5 protein-coding genes and 2 pseudogenes are annotated in these 5,947 nt (G+C 71.5%); 3 read left to right on the top strand and 4 right to left on the bottom strand.

Annotated features, from left to right (window positions below; translation table 11 throughout):
* Together ABZ281_RS33610 and ABZ281_RS33605 are read right to left on the bottom strand one after the other, a co-directional pair.
* On the bottom strand, nucleotides 1–1,407 hold a 1,407-nt coding region (locus ABZ281_RS33610), incomplete at its 3' end, for an MFS transporter (RefSeq protein ID WP_356661685.1).
* Nucleotides 1,408–1,558: 151 nt separating this feature from the next.
* Nucleotides 1,559–1,993, bottom strand: a pseudogene (locus tag ABZ281_RS33605) (FAD-binding monooxygenase); the annotation flags it as partial.
* A 346-nt stretch (nucleotides 1,994–2,339) separates the two neighbouring features.
* On the opposite strand from ABZ281_RS33605, the gene ABZ281_RS33600 reads away from it, so the two are divergent.
* A complete protein-coding gene (locus tag ABZ281_RS33600) occupies nucleotides 2,340–2,708 on the top strand; it encodes a tyrosinase cofactor (RefSeq protein WP_298572153.1) in 369 nt (122 codons plus the stop codon).
* Nucleotides 2,709–2,740: 32 nt separating this feature from the next.
* On the top strand, nucleotides 2,741–3,562 hold the full coding sequence (locus ABZ281_RS33595) for a tyrosinase family protein (protein WP_356661683.1): 822 nt from the start codon (nucleotides 2,741–2,743) through the stop codon (nucleotides 3,560–3,562).
* On the opposite strand, the gene ABZ281_RS33590 is transcribed toward ABZ281_RS33595, so the two are convergent.
* Together ABZ281_RS33590 and ABZ281_RS33585 are read right to left on the bottom strand one after the other, a co-directional pair.
* Nucleotides 3,563–4,273, bottom strand: a complete 711-nt coding sequence (locus ABZ281_RS33590; protein ID WP_356661681.1) for a ribonuclease H — start codon at nucleotides 4,271–4,273, stop codon at nucleotides 3,563–3,565.
* A 63-nt stretch (nucleotides 4,274–4,336) separates the two neighbouring features.
* Nucleotides 4,337–5,134, bottom strand: coding sequence for a VOC family protein (locus ABZ281_RS33585; RefSeq protein WP_356661679.1), 798 nt, complete (start codon nucleotides 5,132–5,134; stop codon nucleotides 4,337–4,339).
* Nucleotides 5,135–5,320: 186 nt separating this feature from the next.
* On the opposite strand from ABZ281_RS33585, the pseudogene ABZ281_RS33580 reads away from it, so the two are divergent.
* Nucleotides 5,321–5,872, top strand: a pseudogene (locus tag ABZ281_RS33580) (SGNH/GDSL hydrolase family protein); the annotation flags it as partial.
* Nucleotides 5,873–5,947: the final 75 nt, after the last annotated feature.

The raw sequence follows: 5,947 nt of genomic DNA, 5'->3' as shown, positions 1-5,947 counted from the left end.
GTCGCCGGGGATGCACAGCGCCGCCGCGGCGGCCACCAGCGCGACCGTGCCGGCCATCGCGAAAGCCAGCAGATAGCCGTGCAGGGTGGGCACCGGAGCGCCGCCGACCGGGCTGGTGTGGTGTACCAGGACGGCGGCCACGGCGGCGCTGGAGCCGGCCTGGCCGATCGTGCGCATCAGGACGTTGACTCCGTTGGCGGAGGCGGTCTGCTCGGGCGGCACGGCCCGCAGGATGAGGGTGGGCAGCGCCGAGTAGGCCAGGGTGGTGCCGATCGCGACGACCGTGGCGCCCGCGACGATCATCCACAGCTCGCGGCTGTCGGCGATGCGCACGGCGTACCCGGCGGCGATGACCGCCGCCCCGAGGGCCAGGGTGACGCGCGGCCCGCGCGCCGCGGAGATCCGGGCGGAGACGGGCGAGAGCAGGAGCATGACGATGCCGCTGGGGAGCAGGCACAGGCCGGTGGCGACGATGGACAGCCCGAGTCCGTACCCGGTGGCCGCGGGCGCCTGCACCAGCTGGGCGGTGACGAGGGTGTTGGCGTAGAACGCGAATCCGGCGAGCAGCGCGGCCACATGGGACAGGCCGACCCGGGGCTGCCCCACCAACCGCAGGTCCACCAGCGGCCGTCCGGTGCGGAGCTGCTGCCACGACCACAGCGCGAGCACGACGACGGCGGCGGCGAACAGACCCACGACACGGGCGCCGCCCCAGCCCCACTGCCCGCCCTGCGACACCCCGAGCAGCAGGCAGACGAGCCCGGTGGCCAGCCCGATGGTGCCCGGTACGTCGAAGCGGCCGGGCTCGCGCACCGGCGACTCGCGCACGGCCCACCACACCAGGGTCACGCCGGTGGCGCCGAGGGCGCTGGTCACCCAGAACATGGTGTGCCAGTTCGCGTACTGCACGATCACCGCGGCGAGCGGCAGGCCGAGCGCGGCGCCGATGCCGACGGTGGAGCTCATCAGCGCCACGGCCGATCCCCGGCGCGCCGGCGGCAGTTCGTCTCGCAGGATGCTGATGGACAGCGGGACGACCGCGGCGGCGGCCCCGGACAGGGCGCGCGCGGCGATGAGCACGGCGATGTCGGAGGTCAGGGCGCACAGGATCGAGCCGGCGGTCATCAGCCCGAGTGCCGTCATGAGGACGCGCCGCTTGCCGTACATGTCACCGGCCCGGCCCAGGACCGGGGTGAGGACCGCGCCGGAGAGCAGGGTGGCCGTCACCATCCAGGAGACGGTGCCCGCCGAGGCGCCGGTGAGCCGGGGCAGGTCGGGCAGCAGGGGCACGACGACGGTCTGCATGACGGCCATGAGGATGCCGCCGAACGCGAGAACGGGGACGGTGAGCCGTTCCCGGAGGGTGCTCGCACCGGGCGGCTCGGGTATCGCGGCGGACTGATCCATCGGCTCTCCAGCGGGCAGCGCCGGTCGACGACGCGGGTGAATTGCCATTCACCATAGACGGTGAATGGCAATTCACCCAATGTTCGGCGGACTATTCCCGCGAGGCCAGCGACCGCGCGTGCACGGTTCGCGCGACCTTCGGCCCCAGCCTGATCCAGCCGTGGGCCGTTTCCACGAAGGCGAAGATGAAGGCGTCGAAGACCTTGGTGGTACCGAGCCAGACGTAGTGGTTGCGCCCGGGCGTGAGCCGGCTGCCGAAGTCCGTGGCATGGGAGGTGCGCAGGGCGCTGCGGACGCCGTCGGCCGCCACGATCAGATCGGTGCCGGAGGGCAGGTCGCCGGCGGTGATCTCGCGCTCGTACTCCAGGCGTACACCGAGGTCGCGGGCCCGGGCGACCTCCGCCGACTCCGGGTCCTGCTCGTGGAGCCGGTCGAGCAGGTGACGCCGGTACGTCACGCCCCAGCCGTAGGTGGAACCCCCCGGGGCACGTTCGTAGACGGTGATGCCGTGGGGCGGGTCCTGCCGCTTGAGCAGGATCGAGAGATACAGACCGGCGGGCCCGCCGCCGACCCAGGCGACCTTCACGCACCCCCTTGAGAATTACCGAGAGCTGTCGATTGTTGACGCAGAGCAGCAGGGCGCGGCCGCCTCCGGCCGGACCGCCGGATCGCGCCAGTTTCGCGGCGTGACGCGTACCACGACCCGCGTACCGCACGGGCAGAAACATCCGTCACAGCACCTCTCGCGGGCGGAATTTCCCCTTCAGTACGAGCACACAGCCCCCTCGCAGCAAGATCATCTTCGTTCAACCTTGCACGACATAAGGGGAATTGCCCGGATCGCAGCCAACCGGCTCGCGTGGATTTTTCCCGGTAGCGGGCGGCCCGGTAGGCATGCGGGGTCATCAACCCGACCCTCCCAGGAGGTCCGTATGCCGGAACTCAGCCGTCGCAGCGCGCTCACCGCCGCGGCCGTCCTCGCCACGAGCGCCGGGACGTTGTCAGCCGTCGTCCCGGCCTCGGCCGCCGGGCACCACGACTCCCCCGGAACCTTCGACGAGGTCTACAAGGGGCGCCGGATACAGGGCCGGCCGGCCACCGGGTCCGGTCACCACGCCCATCACGGCGCGGGATACGCGGTGTTCGTCGACGGGGTCGAGCTGCATGTGATGCGCAACGCCGACGGCAGCTGGATCAGCGTCGTCAGCCACTACGACCCCGTGGCCACCCCGCGCGCCGCCGCCCGCGCCGCGGTGGACGAGCTGCAGGGCGCGCCCCTGCTGCCCTTCCCCGCCAACTGACCCGCCCCACAAGGCATCTGGAGCACCCGCACATGGCTGTCCGCAAGAACCAGTCCACCCTGACCGCCGACGAGAAGCGGCGTTTCGTCGCCGCGCTGCTGGAGCTGAAGCGCAGCGGCCGTTACGACGGGTTCGTCACGACGCACAACGCGTTCATCGTCTCCGACACCGACAACGGCGAGCGGACCGGGCACCGCTCCCCGTCCTTCCTGCCCTGGCACCGAAGATTCCTGCTGGAGTTCGAGCAGGCGCTGCAGTCGGTGGACGCGTCGGTGTCGCTGCCGTACTGGGACTGGACCGTCGACCGTACGCCGCGCGCCTCGCTGTGGGCGCCCGACTTCCTCGGGGGCACCGGGCGGGAGCGGGACGGCAGGGTCACGGACGGCGCGTTCTCCGCGTCCGGCGGCAGCTGGCCGATCAACGTGCGGGTCGACAGCCGTACGTTCCTGCGGCGCTCCCTCGGTTCCGGGACGCGCGAACTGCCGACCCGGGCCGACGTCGAGTCGGTGCTGTCGATGTCCACGTACGACATGGCGCCCTGGAACAGCGGCTCGGACGGCTTCCGCAACCACCTCGAGGGGTGGCGGGGCGTCAACCTGCACAACCGCGTCCATGTCTGGGTCGGCGGACAGATGGCCACCGGGGTGTCCCCCAACGACCCGGTGTTCTGGCTGCACCACGCCTACATAGACAAGCTGTGGGCCGAGTGGCAGCGCCGGCACCCCGGCTCCGGCTATCTGCCGACCGCGGGCACGCCGAACGTGATCGACCTCAACGAGACGATGCGGCCCTGGCACGACATGAGCCCGGCGGACCTGCTGGATCACACACCGCACTACACGTTCGACGTCTGATCAGACGGTCGCGCCCGTGCGGCACTCCGGGTGGCCCCAGCCGCTGTCGTTCTTGGCGATGGGTTCGCCGGCCGCGTAGGGGCGGCCGCACAAGCACCGGCCGGGGAACTTCGCCTTGATGGTGCGCGTGGAGCCCTTCCCGCCCGCGGTCTTGGCGCCGGAGGCGCCGCCGCGCGGGCGGGCCCGGGGGGCCTTGGCCGGAGTGTCCGGGGCGGCCGGCGGCTCGGGGGAGCCGAGGCCGCTGCCCGCGGGCTCCTGGACCGTGGCGGCCTGGCTGGCGGCGCGGTCGGCGAAGTCGTTGAGCCGGTCGCCGTCGACCTGGTGGGCGGGGACGTAGCGGAACTCGACCGAGCGGCCGTCCAGGAGCTCATCGATACGCACGACGAGATCCTGGTTGGCGACCGGCTTGCCGGCGGAGGTCTTCCAGCCGTTGCGCTTCCAGCCGGGCAGCCAGGTGGTGACGGCCTTCATCGCGTACTGCGAATCCATGCGGATCTCCAGCGGCACATCCGGCTCGGTCGCCGCCAGCAGGCGCTCCAGCGCGGTGAGTTCGGCGACGTTGTTGGTGGCCTTGCCGAGCGGCCCCGCCTCCCACCGCTGCGGCGTCCCGGAAGCGTCGGCGACGACCCAGGCCCAGCCGGCGGGTCCGGGATTTCCCTTCGAAGCCCCGTCGCACGCGGCCACTACACGTTCACGCATGCGCTCGATCATGCCATGACCGCGGGGGCCGTCCGGCCGGGAGGTCCGGGGTCGGGGTGCCTGGGCGGATACCCTCTAGGCCACGTCGGTCAGCTTCGGCATCTCTCCCTCGGTCGTCGTGGTGTCGATCACCGAGAAGTTCGCGCCCTGCGGGTCGCTGATCGCCGCGAACCGGCCGAAGGGAGTGGTCATCGGGCCGAACCGCAGCACGCCGCCGAGCTTGGTGGCCTTCGCCACGGCCTCGTCACAGTCCTCGACCGTGAAGTAGACGTTGACGTACGGCTGCACCTCCGGCGGGAACTCCTCGCCCATCGTCATCCGGCCCAGCACGGAGCGCTCGCCCAGGTCGTAGATCCGGAAGTCCGTCTCGCCGTCCTGCATGTCCCGCTGCCGGTAGGAGAAGACGCCGGGGAAGAACGCGTCGGACTTGTCCGGCTCGCGGGTGAAGACCTCCGCCCAGGTGTAGGCGCCGGGTTCTCCCCTCGCCTGGAATCCCTCGTGGGTGCCCGCCTGCCAGACGCCGAAGACGACGCCACCGGGGTCGCGGGCCAGGCACATGGTGCCGAAATCGGCGACCTGCATCGGATCCATCAGCACCTCGCCACCGTGGTCACGGATGCGGGCTGCGGTGGCGGCGGCGTCCTGGGACGCGAAGTAGAGGCACCACTGCGACAGGCCTTCCTGGCCGGGCATGGGCGGGACGACGGCGGCGACCGCCTTGCCGTTCGCGTAGGCCTCCGTATAGTTGCCGAATTCCGCGGACGCCTCGGCGAAGGTCCAGCCGAGGACCTCGCCGTAGAAGCTCTTGGCCCCTTCGAGGTCGCCGAACATCGCGTCGGCCCAGCACGGGGTTCCTTCAGGTTGCACGGCCATGGCTGCGGCCCTCTCCGAATGAATGGATCTGCGTCAGGTCTGAGCGGAATCGTCTGCTTCCTCACGCTAGTCACCCGAGGGTGTGCTCGCGCGTCGAGCGGGCCGTCACACGGCGTGCGTCTTCCCTCCGGCGCCCGGCTGTGCTTGCCTGAGTGCCCTTTCGGTGGCCGGGGCGGGAGTTGCCGTATGCGCAAGCCGTGGGTCGTGGGAGTACTGCTGGCCGGGGTCCTCTTCGGCGGGTGCGGGGACCCCGCGTCCGCACCCGAGGAGCCTGCACCGGCCGCACCGCGCGCGTCGGCGACGACCCACCAGCGCGCCCCCGCCTCCCCCGGCCCGGCACCGCGGAAGGCCCCCACGGTGCTGTACCTCGGCGACTCGCTGGCCATGGAGGCCCGGAAGGTCCTGGGCGAGGAGTTACGCCGGGACCTGAGGGCGAAGTACGCCGGGGCCCCGTACTCCGGCACCACCGTGTGCGACTACCTGGAGGGCACGGCCGACCGTTCCCTGGTGCCGGCCGCGGACAAGGCCGCCGCGCTGGTGCGCAGGCTGCGGCCCGACTTCGTGGTCCTGCAGTTCTGGGGGAACTCCTGGGGCTACACGCCGTGCATGGAGGGCATCACTTACGACAAGTCCCCGGCCCGGTACTTCAGCCGCTACGACGCCGACGCACTCCGGCTCACCGAGCAGATCACCGCGGCCGGGGGCGGCAGCCGCCCGAGGATCGTCTGGGTGTCACAGTGATGGAAGCGTGTCCGCCGACAGGCCGGCTGCGTGATACGACTGCCGATCACCGGTGTCCCGGTCGACCGGGCG

It is taken from the genome of Streptomyces sp. NPDC006265 (assembly GCF_040613555.1).
Classification (GTDB): domain Bacteria; phylum Actinomycetota; class Actinomycetes; order Streptomycetales; family Streptomycetaceae; genus Streptomyces.
The sequence above is the reverse complement of the archived record's forward strand: the minus strand, read 5'-3'. Positions and strand labels throughout refer to the sequence as shown.